Below are 16,330 nucleotides of genomic sequence, written 5' to 3'. Positions count from 1 at the left end.
TGAAGAAGCGCATGGCGAGGTTTTGTCGTCGCGACCCATCGCCGGCTTCTTGATCTGTCCCCTTCCGAGTGGTTCATGGGCTGTTGCAGCCCGCCCCACGAAGAAGGAATGGAATGGCGCGAAAGCACAGGCTCGGAGAGATCACCGGCGAATTGCCCGGAACGGTAACGGGCGCCCGCCGCCGCATCGGTGTGACAGGGCGGTGCCACCATCGCTTGCGCAAGGAACGCGGCGGCCCGCAGGCTGACCGGCATGGTTTTGCTCCGGTTCCGTTCCGCTCCACTTGCGGGCGACCATGGCGCCAGCGGCGACAATGCACTAACAACCAGGCCGAACCACTCGGCGGGGGCCGGTCAATCCCCCGGGCGCAGAACGATTGGATGCAGTATGACACATAGGACACTTGTCACCGGAGGTGCGGGCTTCATCGGCAGCCATCTCGTCGAACACCTGGCGGCGGCCGGCGAACGGGTCGTCGTGCTGGATAACCTGTCCAGCGGCAAGCCCGAGAATCTTCCGCCGCAGGTCGAGCTGATCGCCGGCGACATCACCGATGGCGCGCTGGTGGGCGAACTGGTGCAAGGGGTCGACTGCGTCTTTCATCTGGCGGCGCTGGTCTCGGTTCAGGAATGTATCAAGGACTGGGAGCTTGGCCATCGGATCAACCTGGATGCGACGGTGGGGCTGTTCCACGCCGCCGCCAGGGCCCGGCCGGGCGGAGTCCCGGTGGTCTATGCCTCGTCGGCGGCCGTCTACGGCGACAGGTCGGGGTCGACATGCTGCGAAACCAGCCTGCCCGCACCGATCTCGCCCTATGGCGTCGACAAGCTGGGCTGCGAGCATCAGGCCCGCGCGATGGCCGAGATTCACAAGCTGCGATCGGTCGGCCTGCGCTTCTTCAACGTCTATGGCCCCCGCCAGGACCCGGCCTCGCCCTATGCCGGGGTCATTTCCAAATTCTGCGCGAACCGCCTGGCCGACAGCCCCCATACCGTGTTCGGCGACGGCCTGCAAAGCCGCGACTTCATCTATGTCGCCGACATTGTCGAGGGGCTGGTCCGCGCCCGCGCCTATGCGCAGGGCCAGGAGGGGGCTGCCGTGTTCAACCTGTGCACGGGGGCCGAGACCACGCTTGTCGGCCTTGCTTCCGAAATCGACGGCATTGCCGACCGGGGTCCGACCCCGATCATCCATGCCGATCCGCGTTCGGGGGATATCCGTATGTCGCTGGGCGATCCGTCGCTGGCGGCGCGCGACCTGGGCTTTACCGCCCGGACCGACATCCGCAGCGGATTGAGCCGACTGTGGGCGTCGCTGACGGAAAGCCAAGCCACCTGACATTGTGCCCCGGGGCTTTGTCGGCGGAACGGATGGGGAAGGGGGCATGAGCCCCCATCCCGGATCGGCCGATACGTTCGCAGGATGGCGGAGAGATGGTCGCCTCAGACCCTTTCCAGCGCCACGGCGATGCCTTGTCCCACCCCGATGCACATGGTCGAGAGCGAGCGTTTGCCACCCGTCAGCGCCAGTTCCAGCGCCGCGGTGCCGGTGATCCGGGCGCCCGACATGCCCAGCGGATGCCCCAGCGCGATGGCGCCGCCGTTCGGGTTCACGCGCGGGTCGTCGTCGGCGATGCCCAGCTGGCGCAGCGTGGCGAGGCCCTGGGCGGCGAAGGCCTCATTCAGCTCGATCACGTCGAAATCGGCCGGGGTCAGGCCCAGCCGATCCATCAGTTTTTGCGAGGCCGGCGCCGGGCCGATGCCCATGATGCGCGGCGGCACGCCCGCCGTCGCCCCGCCCAGCACGCGGGCGATGGGCGTCAGTCCATGCTTCCTCGCCGCCGCCTCCGAGGCCAGGATCAGCGCCGCCGCCCCGTCGTTCACCCCCGAGGCATTGCCGGCCGTGACCGAGCCGTTCGGGAACAGCGGTCGCAGCTTGGCCAGCGCCTCGGGCGTGGTGGCGCGGGGATGCTCGTCGGTATCGACCACGATGGGCTCGCCCTTGCGCTGCGGGATCGTGATCGGCGCGATCTCGGCTGCGAGCCGGCCGCTGGCGATGGCCGCCGCGGCCTTCTGCTGCGAGGCCAGCGCCATCGCGTCCTGCGCCTCGCGCGAGATGCCGTAGTCGTCGGCGACGTTCTGGCCGGTCTGCGGCATCGAGTCGGTGCCATAGGCCGCATGCATCGCCGGGTTCACGAAGCGCCAGCCGATGGTGGTGTCGTGGATCTCGGCATGGCGGCTGAAGGCGCTTTCGGCCTTGGGCAGCACGAAGGGCGCGCGCGACATCGACTCGACGCCGCCGGCGATCATCAGCTCGGCCTCGCCCGCCGCGATCTGGCGCGCGGCGACCAGCACCGCGTCCATGCCCGAGCCGCAGAGCCGGTTGATCGTCGTGCCTGGCACCTCGACCGGCAGCCCGGCCAGCAGCGCTGACATGCGGGCGACGTTGCGGTTGTCCTCGCCGGCCTGGTTGGCGCAGCCATAGATCACGTCGTCCACCGCCTGCCAGTCGAGGCCGGCATGGCGTGCCATCAGCGCGCGCAAGGGGATGGCACCCAGATCGTCGGCGCGCACCGAGGACAGCGCGCCGCCAAACCGGCCGATGGGCGTGCGGATATAGTCGCAGATAAAGACTTCGGTCATGTCACAGCTCCGGTGCGATCAGGTCGGCGATATGGTCGGGCAACACCAGTTCGGCGCCGGTCAGCGCCTGCAACTCGTCCAGCGACAGGGAGGGCAGCTTTTCGCGCAGCACGAAGCGGCCGTCCTGAATGTCCACCACCGCCAGCGAGGTATAGACGCGGGTCACGCAGCCCACCCCGGTCAGCGGCAGGGTGCAGGCTTTGACCAGCTTGGGCTTGCCGTCCTTGGTGACATGGTCGGTGATGACCGCAACGCGCTTGGCGCCATGCACCAGGTCCATCGCGCCGCCCACCGCCGGCACGCCCTTGGGGCCGGTGGACCAGTTCGCCAGATCGCCGTTCTGCGCCACCTGATAGGCGCCGAGGATCGCCACGTCCAGGTGGCCGCCGCGCACCATGGCGAAGCTGTCGGCATGGTGAAAGAAGGCCGCGCCGGGCTTCAGCGTGATCGCCTTCTTGCCGGCATTGATCAGGTCCCAGTCTTCCTCGCCCGCAGGCGGGGCCTCGCCAAAGCCCAGCACGCCGTTCTCGGTATGGAACACCGCCTGACGGCCGGGGGGCTGGAACTTGGCCACCATCTCGGGGAACCCGATGCCCAGGTTCACATAGGCGCCGTCGGCGATGTCCTGCGCCGCGCGCCAGGCGATCTGGGCGTTGGAAAGCTTCGTGGTCATGCCTGCACCTTCTGGGGACGGGTGGGGGGATAGGCCGCGTCGGCGCGGTTCAGCGCCTCTTCCTGCGCCGGGTTCGCAACCTCGACGATGCCGGAGACGAAGATGCCCGGCGTCACGACGGTTTCGGGGTCGATGCCGCCCGGCGCGACCGCTTGCGTCACCTGCGCGATGGTTCGTGCCGCCGCCATCGCCATCAAGGGCGAGAAGTTCCGCGCCGCCATCCGATAGGTCAGGTTGCCGTAATGGTCGCCCAGTTCGGCCTTGATCAGCGCGAAATCGGCCTTGAGCCAGCGTTCCTGCACATAGGGCCGGCCATCGAATTCGGCGACCGGCTTGCCCTTCGCCAGGTCGGTGCCATAGCTGGTGGGCGTATAAAAGGCCGGGATGCCGGCGCCGCCGGCGCGGATGCGCTCGGCCAGCGTGCCCTGCGGGACCAGTTCCAGTTCGATCTCTCCGGCCAGATACTTGTCGGTAAACACCCGCGGATCGGCCGAGCGCGGGAAGGAGCAGACCATCTTGCGGACCATGCCCTGCTCGATCATCGCCGCGATGCCGACATGGCCGTTGCCGGCATTGTTGTTGATGACGGTCAGGTTGCCGGGGCTGCCGGTGGCCAGATAGCGGTCGATCAGCGCGTGGATCAATTCGATCGGCGCGCCCGAGCCGCCGAAGCCGCCGATCATCACCGTGGCATCGTCGGGGATGCCGGCGACCGCTTCGGCCAGATTGGGAATGCGTTTGTCCATGAACTCCTCCTGCGGGTTCCGGGGCGTTTCATGCGCGGCTGCCTGTCCTGACGCCAGAGATTTCGTGCGTATGTTGACATTTGTTCAACTTGCGTAAAAATCTGTGCGCATGGTGAACAAGACCGACTTCATCGCCTCGCTTGCCAAGGGGCTTGGCGTGATCGAGGCGTTCCGGGCCGAACGCCCGCGGCTCTCCATCGCCGAGGTGGCCGAGGCGACGGGGCTGGACCGGGCGACGGCGCGGCGCTGCCTGCTGACCCTGCACGAGCTGGGCTATGCCGATTACGACGGCAAGTTCTTCACCCTGACCCCGCGCATCCTGCGGCTGGGCATGGGGGCCTTGGCTGCGATGCCGCTGGCGCAACTGGTGCAGCCCTGGCTGGACCAGCTGTCCGAGCAGATCGGGCAATCGACCTCGGTCTCGATTCTCGACGGCACCGAGATCGTCTATCTGGCGCGCGCGGCGCAGCGGCGGGTGATGTCCATCGGTCTGATGCCGGGCTCGCGGCTGCCGGCGCATTGCACTTCGATGGGCCGGGTGCTGCTGGCGGCCCTGCCCGGACCCGAGGCGCGCGCCATCATCGAGCGGTCGGTCCTGACGCCCCGCACCCGCCACAGCCTGACCTCGCCCGAGGAGATCATGGCGCGGGTCGCCCGTGCCCGCGCGGACGGCCATGCGGTGATCGACCAGGAGGTCGAGCTGGGCCTGCGTTCGCTTGGCGTGCCGCTTTACAACGCCCACGGCCGGGTGGTGGCGGCGCTGAACATCGGGGTGGCGGCGGTGCATTCCTCGGCCGAGGAGCTGGTCGCGCTTTACCTGCCGGCGCTCTTGAAGGTGCAGGAGGGGCTGCGACGGGTGCTGCGATAGCCGGTATCGGTCTGGAAAGCCCTCTGCCGCTATCGTCGGATGGGGCTACTGTCGCCGTGCCGCCGAGCGCTGCGCTTGCAGCCAGCCCAGCGTCGCCTCGGTGGGTCCTTCGGGCCGGTATTCCGCGCCCAGAGGCCGGGTCCAGCCCAGGTCGTCCAGAACCGCATAGACATGGCGATAGTCCAACTCGCCATGATCCGGCGTGCCGCGGTCCGGGACCGAGGCGATCTGCACATGCCCGAGTATCCCCAGATGCGCCCGCAAGCGGCGCGAGATGTCGCCCTCCATGATCTGCATGTGATAGCAGTCGAACATCAGCCGCAGGTTGTCATGCCCGGCCGCCTCGATGATCCGGGCCGCCTGGTCCGAGCCGGCCAGGAAATAGCCGGGCGCGTCATGGCGGTTCAGCGGCTCGATCAGGATGGTGATGCCAAGCGGCCGGGCCAGGCGGCAGGCATGGTCAAGATTGGCCAGGAAAACCCGCTCGGCCGCCTGCCCTTCGGCAGAGCCCGCCATGACATGGACCGCGCCGCAGCCGATGGCGGCGGCATAGTCCAGCGTGCGTCCGATCTCGTCCCGGGCCTCGGCCTCGCGTCCCGGCAGGGCGGCAAGGCCGTTCTCGCCCGGCCGGCCGCGCCGGGTGTTCAGGCCCAGCATCGGCAGCCCGGTCTCGGCCAGCGCGGCCGCGACCTGTTCGGGCGGCACCTCATGGGGCCAGTGGCATTCCACCGCGTCGAAACCGGCGCGATGGGCGGCGCGGATCGCCTGCGGCAGCGGCAGGTCGGCCCACAGAAAACCCAGATTCGCCGAAAACCGCGTCATTCGTCCCCCAGACATGTCATGCAGCCGCACCAGTTCATCGACTTGCGCCGGTGTCAACCGGTTGGGCCTGGTCGCGCGCGGAGGCAGATCAGGTCGTCGGTTGGGCGCGCAAGCTGCCTTCGTGGACCCCTGGCTCACCGAAGAGCCCAACCCGGACGACATTGCCGGTCATCCAGGATCCGCGAGGGCGGCCGCCCAGGCGACGCGGCCTATGCGCCGCGGTGGATGCCAGGCTTTTCCATCGAGATGCGGTCCGAAAACCTCAAGCAGCATCGGTTTCGGGGGCAGGGGACGGACCTGCATCTGCAAGGCAAGGTCGTGGTGGTCATCGGCGGCCATACCCATCTTGCCCGTTCCGTCTGACCGGCCGGTGTCGGCGCAAGGGCGATCCTCATGGTTTCGATGGCCGCGGTCCATCGATGGGCAGGTCGTCGGGCCGTCTACGTCGCGCAGTCGCGAGCGTGGCAGCGCAAGGCGCCGCTTCAGATCGCTTTACCCAAAGGTGTGGAAGCGCTGCTGGTCGTCAATGTAGCTCTTTTGGCCGATTTCGCCTTCGTTCGATCCAAAGGGCATCTGCGCGCACAGCCTCCATGTCGCCGGCAGTTCCCATGCCCTTGCCGCCTCATCGTCGACCAGTGGATTATAGTGCTGCAGGCTGGCGCCGATTCCGGCATCGCTCAATGCGGTCCAGGTCGCGAGTTGCGCCATCGCGGTGGAATGCTCGGACCAGATCGGGAAGTTCTCGGCGTAGAGCGGGAATTTCCTTTGCAGATCGGCGACCACCGCCTGGTCCTCGAAGAACAGCACCGTTCCCGCCCCGGCGGCGAAACCGGCAAGGCGCCTTTCGGTCCTGGGGAAGTCCTCGGCCGGAACGATGGCACGCAAGGCATCTTTCACAAGATCCCAGAACCTGCGGCTTTCGCCGTTGAACAGGATGACGGCACGCGAGCTTTGCGAGTTGAAGGAAGAGGGGGCCAGCCGGATGGCCTCGCGGATCAGGTGATCGACCTCATCCTGGGGCAGGGGAAGTTCGGCCCCCAGGGCATATTGCGAGCGGCGGTTTTTCAGAATGTCGAGCATGGTCTTTCCTGGTCGTGTGTCTTTTGGTGGGCAGATGTGGCAAAACGGTGCATGCCGCGGCCGGATGGCGCTATTTCGGTCTCAGGTGTTCAGGCTGGGCTTGGCCTGCGTCACCACCGCGCCGGGCGGGACGGAATCGGTCAGCCAGACGCCGCCGCCGATGACCGCGCCTTTGCCGATCTCGATCCGGCCAAGGATGTTTGCGCCGGCATAGATGACGACATCGTCGCCGACCAGCGGATGGCGGGGTTGGCCCTTGACCAGCCCGCCCTCGCCATCGCTCTCGAACCGTTTCGCCCCCAGCGTGACCTGCTGATAGATCCGCACATTGCGCCCGATCACCGCGGTCTCGCCGATCACCACGCCGGTGCCGTGGTCGATAAAGCAGGCCGGGCCGATCTTCGCACCGGGATGAATATCGATGCCGGACAGCGAATGCGAATGCTCGGCCATGATCCGTGCCAGCATCGGCGCACCCAGCTTGTAGAGGCTATGCGCGATGCGATGGCGCAGGATCGCGGCGATGCCGGGAAAGCAAAGTACGATTTCGTCAAGGCTCTTGGCCGAAGGATCGCCCTGGAAGGCGGCGTTGATGTCGGTGTCGTGCAGATCGCGGATCTGCGGCAGCCCGGCCATGAACGCATCTGCGTCGGTGCGGGCCCGGCGGCGGCAGGGCAGTTGTTCGGCATCGGGCTGCAGCAGCCATTCAAGCTCCAACTGCTCGGTCAGGCGCTGGCGGATGGTTCTCAGCGTCTGTGCGACGAAAATGTCCGCCGTCTGCGCATTCAGCCCGGCCGGGCCGAAATGGCGCGGATAAAGCGCGCCCACGACATTCGACAAGAGCCGGATCACCACGGAGCGCGAAGGCAAGCGCGGCGTTGTCCGCCCCGGATAACGGCGCTGCTGCGAGGTGATGCGGATCAGCCGCAGCTTTTCGGCGATAACATCCAGCTGTCCGTCATCGGAATTCGAAGGGTTGGGCTGGGACACGGGGTCGGAGCTTTTTCGGACGGTCAGGATCGGGTTCTTTCGTCTTGGTCTGATGGAGGGATATTGCGGCCGTCCCGCCGGACCCAGTGCGGGCGCCCAGTCCGGGCGCCTGTCCTCGGGCAAGCGGATGACGGCTTCGGGGGACAACTGGTCGAGGAACTCCCCTGCCGCAAGATCGTCAAGCACGACATCGGCGCCAGGCAGGTCCAGCATTCGGCCGGCAAGGGCCATCGACCGATCCAGCCCAAGGCAGAGATAGGTGCAGTAATGGCGGTCCAGCAGCATCATGCGCCAGATCAGCGGCGCGATCACCGCATCCCGGGCATCCAGGACCGGCGCCGCACCCCGATTGTCGAAGCTGCGTTCGATCCGCAGCATCACGTCGCGCAGCAAGTGGATGGCGATGTCCAGGTCGCGGTGGTTTCTTGCCTTTGTCACCTCGGCCAGACGAGCGTCGGCGTCGGCGGCATGACCGATCAGGCCCTGCTGCCCGGCACGCAGTTCGGGATCGGTGGAAAACAGCGTGCCGGGACAAAGCGCGTCCAGCGCGGCAAGCATGGCCAGCGGCTCGCGAAGGACGAGGTCCTGCCGGAAGGGATCGGCCAGCCGCAATTCGGTGTGGGGTCCGACGACAGGCTTGGCAGGCCGGCCGCAAAGCACCAAGGCCAAAGCGGCGCGCTGCGCCGTCAGGCAATCCCGGGAGGCGATCAGACGCGGCCCTTGCCCACGCGCGCATGGCATCCGCTGACTGCGGTCGTGCGCGCCGATAGACCGCGATCTCAGCATTTCCGGTCCAAGCACCTCCGGCCCCGTCATGCATCGCGCCCCGGCACGGCGATATGGGGGCTGCTGCTGGCCTTGGCCACGGTCGCCGCCAGATCGTCCACGCCATGCGAGGTCTTGCGACGGCTTGGCAACCCCTTGTCCAGAGGCGGACGGACCAGTGCATCGCCCGGATCGGCAGATATTCGAGGCATGGGGAAACCCCCTTCGGCGTGATCCATGGGCCGGTGACAGACCCTTTTCGGGCTCATCATGCCATTCGGAGAAAAAAATAACGATAAAACGAGTCATGTTTTTTTGCATGCCGATGGAGAATATTTTTCTGCACGGTCCTGAGATGCGAGGCGCTGACCGACCATGGCGCGGCACCGGCGATGACAAGCGCGCTTGACGGCTGGGTCCGGCCCGGACGGGGAGGGGCCGCGATCATCCTGCCTGACCGCTTCGGCTATCCGACTGCGTCTTGGGAGAATGGGTTTCCCACAACGCAGGTTTCCTTCTCTCTCGACAAGAGGGGGAGGCAGGATCTTCTCCATTCCGTTCCGGCTTTGGAATAGTGGTCCGACATTAACGCGACTAGAGTTGTCGTGTTTTGTTGCGCAGGATCCGCACCCGATGCTTCTTACCACGATCACCACCCAACTCGACGAAATCGGAATTGCGCAAAGGCTGGCCGACGAATTCGCGGTCGCCGCAGCACAGGACGACCGCGCGGCCGGCTTCCCGTTCCGGCATATCGAGGCGCTGCGCGAAAGTGGGCTGCTGGCGCTGACCGCCCCGCAGCAATTCGGCGGCAGGGGCGGCGGGCTTGAGATCGCGGCACAGGTCATCCGCGAGATCGGCCGGGGCGACCCGGCCATCGGCCTGGTGCTGGTGATGCAATATGCCCATCTGGCATTGCTTCATCGTGGACGCTGGCCGGCCGCGCTGGTGGCCCGTGTCGTGCGCGACGCCGCCACCGAGGGCGCGCTGATCAACGCGCTGCGCGTCGAGCCCGAGCTTGGCACGCCGATGCGCGGCGGCCTGCCGGCCACCGTCGCCCGCCGGATCGACAACGGCTGGCTGCTTTCCGGCCGCAAGATCTATTCGACCGGCAGCGAGGGGCTGCGCTGGGCCATCGTCTGGGCTCGCACGGACGAGGACGAGGCCCGCGTAGGGCAGTTTCTCGTCCCGATGCAAGCCGACGGCGTGCGGATCATCCCGACCTGGGACACGCTGGGGCTGCGCGCATCCTCGAGCCACGACGTGCAGTTCGACGAAGTGCTGCTGCCGCCCGATTACGCAGTGGACATCCGGCGCCCGGCGGAATGGGCCGTTCGAGGCGACGAGACCTCGGCCTGGGTCAGCCTGCTGATCGCCGCGCTTTATACCGGCGTCGCCGAGGCGGGGCGCGACTGGATCGTCGCCTTCCTGAAATCGCGCGTGCCTGCCAATCTGGGCAAGCCGCTGGCCGAACTGCCCCGGATGCAGGAGGCGGTCGGTGCCATCGAGGAACGCATCGCCGTCAATCGCCGGCTGATCGGCTCGGCCGCCCGGGACATGGATGCGGGGCAGGTGCCTGCGGCGAGCCAGTCCGGGCTCATCAAGCATGTCGCCACCGAAAACGCCATCGCTGCCGTCGAGGGCGCGCTGAAGCTGGCCGGCAATCACGGCATCGCCCGCCGAAACCCGCTGGAACGCCATTACCGCGATGTTCTGTGCGGCCGCATCCACAGTCCGCAAGAGGACAGCGTCCTGGTCGCCGCCGGACGCGCCGTCCTTGGTCTTTGACAAGCAGGAGAACACCATGTCCGTCGAATTCATCGGTTTCATCGGCAACCACAACGCCTCGGAGACCATTGCACGCCAGGGTCCGGTCATCGATCGCGACTTCATCCGCGCATCGGCCGCGATCCATGAGGCTGCGGGCTTCGACCGCGTGCTGCTGGCCTTCCATTCCTCGACCCCCGACAGTCTGTTCGTCGGGCAATATGTCGCCAGCGTCACCCGGCGGCTCAAGCTGATGCTCGCGCACCGGCCCGGCTTTACCGCGCCCACGCTGGCCGCACGACAGCTTGCCACGCTGGACCACCTGACCGACGGGCGCATCGCCGTCCACATCATCACCGGCGGCAACGACCGCGAACTGGAGCAGGATGGCGACTGGCTGACCAAGGACGAACGCTATGCCCGCACGCGCGAATATCTGGATATCGTCCGGCAGGAATGGAGCAGCGAGACGCCGTTCGACTATCACGGCGACTATTACCGGGTGAAGGGCGCCCTTTCGGACATCAAGCCGACGGGCCCCGAGGGCATTCCGGTCTATTTCGGCGGCTCCTCCCCCGCCGCGATCGACGTGGCGGGCCAGCATGCCGATGTCTATGCGCTGTGGGGCGAAACCTACGACCAGGTGGCCCAGACCATCGCCGCGGTTCGCGCCTCTGCGGCCCGCCATGGCCGCAAACCCCGGTTTTCGCTGTCGTTGCGGCCCATCCTTGCCGAGACCGAGGATGCGGCATGGGCCAAGGCCGCCCGCATCCTGGAACAGGCCAAGGCCCTGCGCGCGACTGGCGGCGAGCCGCGGCTGGTCAACAAGCTGAACCCCGGCCAGCCCCAGAACGAGGGTTCGCGCCGCCTGCTGGCCGCCGCCGCCCAGGGCGCGCGCCTGGACAAGCGGCTGTGGACCGAGATCGCCGCGCTGACCGGCGCCAACGGCAACTCGACCTCGCTGGTCGGCACGCCCGATCAGGTGGCCGAGGCGATGCTGGACTATTACCGGCTGGGCATCTCGACCTTCCTGATCCGGGGCTTCGACCCGCTGACCGACGCGCTGCAATACGGTCGCGAACTGATCCCGCGAGTCCGGGCGCTGGTCGCATCCGAACTCACCTCCAGCCATGCTGCCGAATAAGGGAAACATCATGACCCGCAACATCGTCACCACATCGCGCCGCAACCTTCTGCGCTCGGGTATCGGCGCCGCGCTGGCCGCGCCCTTCCTGGGCCTTGGCGTGGGCTCGCTGGCCCGCGCGCAGGGCGCAGGGGGGCTGAAGCCGCTCCGCTTCGCCTCGAACGCCTCGGCGATCTGCCTTGCCCCGGTCTTCGTCGCGCAGGACCACGGGATCTTCGAGAAGCATGGGCTGGACGTCGAGATCGTGAACTTCGGCGCCTCGACCGAGGCGCTGCTGGAGGCCATCGCCACCGGCAAGGCGGATGGCGGCGTCGGCATGGCGCTGCGCTGGCTCAAGGCGCTGGAGCAGGGCTTCGACGTCAAGATAACCGCCGGCACCCATGGCGGCTGCTCGCGCCTGGTCGCGCTGCAATCTGCCGGAATCCGGGAACTGGCCGATCTGAAGGGCAAGACCATCGGCGTCACCGACCTTGCCGCGCCGGGCAAGAACTTCTTCTCGATCCTGCTGCACCAGGCCGGAATCGACCCCGAGACGGATGTGAAATGGCGGGCCTTCTCGACCGACGTGCTTGAGATCGCGGCCGAGCGGGGCGAGATCGACGCCATCGCCGACGGTGATCCGCGTGCCTATTTCTGGCTGCACGACACGCCCGACAAATATGTGCAGATCGCCACGAACCTGGACCATGGCTTCGAGAACCGCGTCTGCTGCATCGCCGGCCTCAGCGGCAGCCTGGTGCGCGACGACCCCGATACGGCCCGGGCGCTGACCCGCGCGCTGCTCGAGGCGCAGGACTGGACCGTGGCCCGTCCCGAGGACGCGGCCAAGGCGTTCCTGCCGCAGGCGCCCAAGAACCGCAGCGTCGAGGACCTGATCGCGGTGCTCAAGGACCAGACCCACGATCACACGCCCACCGGCGCCGACCTCAAGACCGAGATTGCGCAATATGCCGAGGAGTTGCGCGCGATCAACGTCTTCCGCCGCTCGACCGATCCGCAGCAATTCGCCGAGCGGGTCTATGCCGACGTTCTGACGGCCTAGGAGGACAGAATGGCTTCCATCGATATTGCGCCCGGCGCCGGGACAGGGGCGCATCCGCCGGGCCCCATCCAGCGCGTGACGCTGCTTGCCTCGCTGGGCTGGTTCGCGGCCGTTGCGATCCTGCTGTTCTGGCAGGACCTGACCTTCCAGCCTCTGGTGCGGGAACTGGCTCTGGTCTGGGGCGCCGTGGGCGGCGTGCTGGTGGTCCTGGGACTTGGCGGCAACCGGCTGGGCCGTGTCGGTCGCTGGACCGCCCAGCGAGCGCCCTGGCTTCTGGCCATCGGCATCGGTGCGGCGATCTGGACCGTGCTGACCGCCAAGACCGGCATCCTGCCCCAGCCCTTCTTTCCCACGCCGCAGGCGATGCTGGAGGTGTTCATCTATGACTGGCCCAAGATCCTGCACAGCACCTCGTTCTCGGTCTGGCTGCTGGCGAAGGGCTTCTTCTTCGGCGCCGTCGCCGGGTTCCTGATCGGCGTCGGCATGGGCTGGTCGCGGGCGGTCAGTTATTGGGCCACGCCGCTCTTGCGCTATGTCGGGCCGCTGCCCGCGACGGCGTGGCTGCCGCTGGCCTTCTTCATCTTCCCCAGCTCGGGTTCGGCCAGCGTGTTCCTGATCGCCTTTTCCACCGCTTTCCCGGTCGCGGTGCTGACATGGTCAGGCATCGCCTCGGTCAATCGCGACTATTACGAGATCGCCCGGACGCTGGGCGCCTCGCCGCTGTTCCTGATCCTGCGGGTGGCGGTGCCGGCGGCGCTGCCGCATGTCTTCGTCGGCCTGTTCATGGGCCTGTCCACCTCTTTCGCCGTGCTGGTCGTGGCCGAGATGCTGGGGGTCGAGGCGGGCCTGGGCTGGTATCTGCAATGGGCGCAGGGCTGGGCGGCCTATGCCAACATGTATGCCGCGCTGTTCGTGATGGCAGCGATGTGCTCGGGGCTGATCACGCTTCTTTTCCGCATCCGCGACCGGGTGCTCGTCTGGCAGAAGGGAGTCGTCCGGTGGTAGCACAGGCCCTCAAGATCATCCCGCAGCAGGCGGGCAGCGCGATCAACATCGAGGCGGTTTCGCACCGCTTCGATCTGGAGGGTGCGCCGCTGCCGGTGCTGGACGACATCGGCTTCGATATCGAGCCGGGTTCCTTCGTCGCGCTGCTGGGTCCTTCGGGCTGCGGCAAGTCCACGCTCTTGCGGCTGATCGCGGGGCTGGACCATCCGGCGCAGGGCCATATCCGCGTCGCGGGCGCCGAAGTGGCCGATCCCGACCCCTCGCGCATCCTGGTCTTTCAGGATCCGACGCTGTTTCCCTGGCGGACGGTGCGGGCCAATGTCGCGCTTGGGCTCGAGGCGCAGGGCACGCTGAAGTCCGAGGGCCACCGCGTGGACGAGGCCATCCGGCTGGTCGGCCTGTCGGGTTTCGACAAGGCCTATCCGCACCAGCTTTCGGGCGGCATGGCGCAGCGCGTCGCCCTGGCCCGGGCGCTGGTCAACCGGCCCAATGTCCTGTTGCTGGACGAACCGCTGGGCAAGCTCGACAGCCTGACGCGGCTCGCGATGCAGACCGAACTGACGCGGCTGTGGCAGCAAAGCGGGCTGACCGCGGTGCTGGTGACGCATGACGTGGAAGAGGCGCTTTACCTGGCGCAGCGCGTCATCGTCTTTGGCCCGCGCCCGGCGCGTATCGTGGCCGATCTGGCCGTCGATCTGCCCTATCCGCGCCATCGCGGCGATCCCAGGCTGGCCGAGTTGCGGCATGAGGCGCTGGGCCATCTGGGTCTGGATTCGAGCTGGTAGGGGGGAAGCTGGTGATGAAGATTGCGATCACGGCGCTGCTGCTGGCCGCGCCGCTGTCCTTGCCGGCCATGGCGCATGTGCATCTGGCGCCCGAACAGGCGCGGCAGGGCAAGACGGTGGAGCTGGCCTTGATCGTCGGCCATGGCTGCGCCGGCGCCTCGACCACCGGCTTGCGCGTCGCGGTGCCGGCCGGGCTCGCGGATGTCGTGGCGGTCGAAAAGCCGGGCTGGCAGGTCTCGGCCGGGCCGGAGGAGATCGGCTGGCAAGGCGGTCCGCTGCCCGATGGGCGCAAGGAAGGGTTCGGCTTGCGTGCCACGGTAACGGCCGACGCGCCCGAAACCATCGCCCTGCCGGTGATCCAGACCTGCGGCGACAGCCAGCTGCGCTGGATCGAGCCCGACGCGAAAGCCGACCATCCCGCCCCGGTGCTGCGCGTTCTGCCGGCGCAATGATCGGCGGCAGAGCCTTTCGGTTCGTTCTGGCCGGGCTGGCTGCGCTGATCTGGTCCGCCGGGCTGGCGCTTGGCCATGCCAGCCTGATTGCCGCCGACCCGCCCGATGGCGCGGTGCTGCAGACCGCCCCGCCCGTGCTGTCGCTGACCTTCAGCGAACCGGCCCGCCCATTGGTCGCGCGGCTGACTGCCGCCACGGGCGAGAGTCGGCTGCTGGACCCGCCGCAGGTGCAGGGCAACCGCCTGATCTATGCCATGCCCCCCGATCTGGACCGGGGCAGCCATCTGCTGTCATGGCGCGTGACGTCGGGCGACGGGCATCCGGTCGCCGGGGCCAGCCTGTTTTCGCTGGGCGAGTCCACCGGCGCGATCCAGGCCGCGCCCGGGGCGCCGCCGGCCACGCGCGCCGGGCTGTGGCTGCTGCGTGCCGTGCTGGTCGCGGCATTGCTGATCGGTGTCGGCGGCGCGGTGTTCCGGGCCTTTCTGTCGGACGAGCCCCGGCGCGGATCGCCTGTCGCGGCGGGGGCGGGGCTTCTGGCCCTGCCGCTGGTCTGGGGTTTTCAGGGCCTGGATCTGCTGGCGCTGTCCCCCGCCGGCCTGTTGACTTCGGCGCCCTGGCGCGAGGGTGCCGCAGGCGCGCCGGGGCTGGCGCTGGCCTTCGCCGCCGCCGCGCTGCTGGCCGCTTGTCTGCCGGGCCGCATCGCCGCCCTGCTGGCGCTGCTGCTGGCCGGGGCGGCCGCCGCGAGTTCGGGCCATGCGGCGACGGCGGCGCCCGGCCTGCTGATGCGGCCGGCGGTTGCCGCGCATGTGGTGGCGGCGGCGCTGTGGATCGGCGCGCTGGTGCCGCTGCTGGCCGATCCGGCGCGCGGTCGCCGCGGGGCATTGCGGCGGTTCTCTCGGCTGATCCCCTGGGTGCTGGGGGTCGTCCTGGCCTCGGGCACCGCCATCGCCCTTGTGCAGCTGGGCCGTCCCGCCGCGCTTTGGAGCACCGATTACGGCCGCGTGCTGCTGGTCAAGCTGGGGCTGGTGGCGCTGATGCTGGCGGTGGCGCTGGCGAACCGGCTGCTGCTGGCCCCGCGCGCCATGCGGGGCGACGGCGGTCCGCTGCGGCTCGCCATCGAGGTCGAGCTGGCGCTGGTCGTGCTGATCATCGCCACGGTGGCGCTGTGGCGCTATACGCCGCCGCCACGCAGCCTGCCGTCCGTCCTGCCCGAGATCCGGTTGCAACTCGCCTCGCCCGCGCTGTCGGCCGAGATCGGCGTGTCGCCGCCCCGGGTCGGGCTGGTCTCGGTCACGGTTTCGGACCTGCGGGTCGATGGCCAGCCGGTCACGCCCAAATCGGTCGAGGTCGAACTGTCGAAGCCCGCCTATGGGCTGGGGCCGTTCCGCCACGAAGCCGCCCCCGATTGCGGCGTGGTGGATGCCGGGCGCTTTCTCTTGCCCCTCGACGGCTACTGGGTGCTGACGCTGCGCGTCCTGGTCAGCGATTTCCGGGTCGAGGAACTGCGCGACCTGATCGAGATCGCGCCGGCCTCCTGACGCGGCGATTC

General features: G+C 68.0%; 17 protein-coding genes. 10 read left to right on the top strand and 7 right to left on the bottom strand.

Annotation, left to right across the window (positions count from 1 at the left end; genetic code table 11):
* Nucleotides 1-387: 387 nt before the first annotated feature.
* On the top strand, nucleotides 388-1,338 hold the full coding sequence (locus tag BLT64_RS14860; protein ID WP_011751241.1) for an NAD-dependent epimerase/dehydratase family protein: 951 nt from the start codon (nucleotides 388-390) through the stop codon (nucleotides 1,336-1,338).
* 104 nt (nucleotides 1,339-1,442) lie between these two features.
* On the opposite strand, the gene pcaF is transcribed toward BLT64_RS14860, so the two are convergent.
* The 3 genes from pcaF to BLT64_RS14845 are packed head-to-tail and all read right to left on the bottom strand — an operon-like array spanning nucleotide 1,443 to nucleotide 4,061.
* The gene (pcaF, locus tag BLT64_RS14855; protein ID WP_011751240.1) at nucleotides 1,443-2,642 is read right to left on the bottom strand and encodes a 3-oxoadipyl-CoA thiolase; all 1,200 of its coding nucleotides are present in this window, start codon (nucleotides 2,640-2,642) and stop codon (nucleotides 1,443-1,445) included.
* A gap of 1 nt (nucleotide 2,643) precedes the next feature.
* Complete coding sequence (locus BLT64_RS14850) at nucleotides 2,644-3,315, bottom strand: 3-oxoacid CoA-transferase subunit B (protein WP_011751239.1); 672 nt, start codon at nucleotides 3,313-3,315, stop codon at nucleotides 2,644-2,646.
* Nucleotides 3,312-4,061, bottom strand: coding sequence for a 3-oxoacid CoA-transferase subunit A (locus BLT64_RS14845; RefSeq protein ID WP_011751238.1), 750 nt, complete (start codon nucleotides 4,059-4,061; stop codon nucleotides 3,312-3,314). The genes BLT64_RS14850 and BLT64_RS14845 overlap by 4 nt, the downstream gene beginning before the upstream one ends.
* 109 nt (nucleotides 4,062-4,170) lie before the next feature.
* Here BLT64_RS14845 and BLT64_RS14840 point away from each other — a divergent pair, with 109 nt between their 5' ends.
* On the top strand, nucleotides 4,171-4,929 hold the full coding sequence (locus tag BLT64_RS14840) for an IclR family transcriptional regulator domain-containing protein (RefSeq protein ID WP_011751237.1): 759 nt from the start codon (nucleotides 4,171-4,173) through the stop codon (nucleotides 4,927-4,929).
* 45 nt (nucleotides 4,930-4,974) lie between these two features.
* On the opposite strand, the gene BLT64_RS14835 is transcribed toward BLT64_RS14840, so the two are convergent.
* On the bottom strand, nucleotides 4,975-5,751 hold the full coding sequence (locus BLT64_RS14835; protein ID WP_011751236.1) for a hydroxypyruvate isomerase family protein: 777 nt from the start codon (nucleotides 5,749-5,751) through the stop codon (nucleotides 4,975-4,977).
* Nucleotides 5,752-5,976: 225 nt separating this feature from the next.
* On the opposite strand from BLT64_RS14835, the gene BLT64_RS26880 reads away from it, so the two are divergent.
* Entirely contained in the window at nucleotides 5,977-6,114 is a 138-nt protein-coding gene (locus BLT64_RS26880; RefSeq protein ID WP_157137464.1) for a hypothetical protein, read from the top strand.
* Between the two features lie 129 nt (nucleotides 6,115-6,243).
* Here BLT64_RS26880 and BLT64_RS14830 read toward each other — a convergent pair whose 3' ends face one another.
* The 3 genes from BLT64_RS14830 to BLT64_RS26875 form a co-directional block, all read right to left on the bottom strand.
* Nucleotides 6,244-6,831 carry a nitroreductase family protein gene (locus BLT64_RS14830; RefSeq protein WP_011751235.1) on the bottom strand — a complete coding sequence of 196 codons (588 nt, stop codon included), beginning with the start codon at nucleotides 6,829-6,831 and terminating at the stop codon, nucleotides 6,244-6,246.
* 81 nt (nucleotides 6,832-6,912) lie between these two features.
* The gene (gene epsC / locus BLT64_RS14825; RefSeq protein ID WP_232290661.1) at nucleotides 6,913-8,481 is read right to left on the bottom strand and encodes a serine O-acetyltransferase EpsC; all 1,569 of its coding nucleotides are present in this window, start codon (nucleotides 8,479-8,481) and stop codon (nucleotides 6,913-6,915) included.
* 152 nt (nucleotides 8,482-8,633) lie between these two features.
* Entirely contained in the window at nucleotides 8,634-8,798 is a 165-nt protein-coding gene (locus BLT64_RS26875; RefSeq protein WP_157137463.1) for a hypothetical protein, read from the bottom strand.
* A 421-nt stretch (nucleotides 8,799-9,219) separates the two neighbouring features.
* Here BLT64_RS26875 and BLT64_RS14815 point away from each other — a divergent pair, with 421 nt between their 5' ends.
* From BLT64_RS14815 to BLT64_RS14785, 7 genes are read left to right on the top strand one after another with little or no spacing between them, the layout of a single operon-like run.
* On the top strand, nucleotides 9,220-10,374 hold the full coding sequence (locus tag BLT64_RS14815) for an acyl-CoA dehydrogenase family protein (protein WP_011751232.1): 1,155 nt from the start codon (nucleotides 9,220-9,222) through the stop codon (nucleotides 10,372-10,374).
* 16 nt (nucleotides 10,375-10,390) lie between these two features.
* A complete protein-coding gene (locus BLT64_RS14810; RefSeq protein WP_011751231.1) occupies nucleotides 10,391-11,497 on the top strand; it encodes an LLM class flavin-dependent oxidoreductase in 1,107 nt (368 codons plus the stop codon).
* A gap of 10 nt (nucleotides 11,498-11,507) precedes the next feature.
* Nucleotides 11,508-12,539: an ABC transporter substrate-binding protein gene (locus BLT64_RS14805; RefSeq protein WP_011751230.1), complete on the top strand. Its 1,032-nt coding sequence runs from the start codon at nucleotides 11,508-11,510 to the stop codon at nucleotides 12,537-12,539.
* 9 nt (nucleotides 12,540-12,548) lie between these two features.
* Nucleotides 12,549-13,544, top strand: a complete 996-nt coding sequence (locus BLT64_RS14800; protein WP_011751229.1) for an ABC transporter permease — start codon at nucleotides 12,549-12,551, stop codon at nucleotides 13,542-13,544.
* Nucleotides 13,538-14,329 (top strand): ABC transporter ATP-binding protein, encoded by a 792-nt coding sequence (locus tag BLT64_RS14795; RefSeq protein WP_011751228.1) that lies wholly within the window; start codon nucleotides 13,538-13,540, stop codon nucleotides 14,327-14,329. Before BLT64_RS14800 ends, BLT64_RS14795 begins: the two co-directional genes overlap by 7 nt.
* Before the next feature lie 14 nt (nucleotides 14,330-14,343).
* On the top strand, nucleotides 14,344-14,781 hold the full coding sequence (locus tag BLT64_RS14790; protein ID WP_041530740.1) for a YcnI family protein: 438 nt from the start codon (nucleotides 14,344-14,346) through the stop codon (nucleotides 14,779-14,781).
* Nucleotides 14,778-16,319, top strand: coding sequence for a copper resistance CopC/CopD family protein (locus BLT64_RS14785; protein ID WP_011751226.1), 1,542 nt, complete (start codon nucleotides 14,778-14,780; stop codon nucleotides 16,317-16,319). The genes BLT64_RS14790 and BLT64_RS14785 overlap by 4 nt, the downstream gene beginning before the upstream one ends.
* Nucleotides 16,320-16,330: the final 11 nt, after the last annotated feature.

Origin of the sequence: Paracoccus denitrificans, assembly GCF_900100045.1 — a bacterium.
Classification (GTDB): domain Bacteria; phylum Pseudomonadota; class Alphaproteobacteria; order Rhodobacterales; family Rhodobacteraceae; genus Paracoccus; species Paracoccus denitrificans.
The sequence above is the reverse complement of the archived record's forward strand: the minus strand, read 5'-3'. Positions and strand labels throughout refer to the sequence as shown.